The sequence below is a fragment of the Rhizobacter sp. P2_H2 genome (assembly GCF_056403375.1).
This window is the reverse complement of sequence record NZ_JBFUFP010001698.1, coordinates 1-710: the sequence shown is the minus strand read 5'-3', so window position 1 is coordinate 710 and position 710 is coordinate 1. Positions and strand designations below refer to the sequence as shown.

Genomic DNA, 710 nt, shown 5'->3' with positions numbered 1-710 from the left:
GAATGGGGCCATCCGTGCAGCAACAACAGCGCCGGACGGCTCGCGACACCGGCCATTCGCAACGCGATCTCGACGCCGTGGCCCGCGACCTTGATCTTGTCCATCGATTTCCCTTGTCGTCTGGTCAAAGACGTGGGCAATCCGTGTTCCCGTCCAGCGATATCAGCCCCACGCCCTCGCAATTTCAGCAATCCGCCGATGGCCGCCACCACGCGTCCGGCGGCAGCATGCCGGTGTCATCACGAGCCCGACACCCATGTCCGAAGAAGATGTCTTCCGGCCGTCGGAGTACACCGCGGCCCTGCTGCGGCAGTTTTGTCGATGATGCGCAGGCTGTCGTCCTGGTTGCGCACCTGCGCGTGCAGGCCTTGCGCGGCCAGGTGTTCGGCGTAGCGCTGCGCATCCGGGCTGATAGGGGTACTGAAGATTCGTCCATATCGAGGCTACACTTCGTCTCCATATAGACGGAGATTGCAGTGGTCGGATTGAAGAGCACGACGCAGCAGGTGCCTGGGCGCAAGGCCACGTCGAAGGCGGTGTCGATCACGAACGTCACCTACAGCCCGAGCAAGGGGATCGACGACTTCGTGATGAACRTCCATGCCGCGGACCCGATGCGCCTGATCGAGACCGAGCGCAAAGGGGTTGCCGGCATCTTCGTGAAGGACCTGTCCAGGCGCATGGAGATCCCGGCGCAGCGCATGTTCGAC

The 710-nt window shown here is 62.9% G+C and carries 1 pseudogene; it reads left to right on the top strand.

Annotated features, from left to right (window positions below):
* Positions 1-476 precede the first annotated feature (476 nt).
* Positions 477-710: pseudogene (locus AC1D15_RS35685) on the top strand (hypothetical protein); the annotation flags it as partial.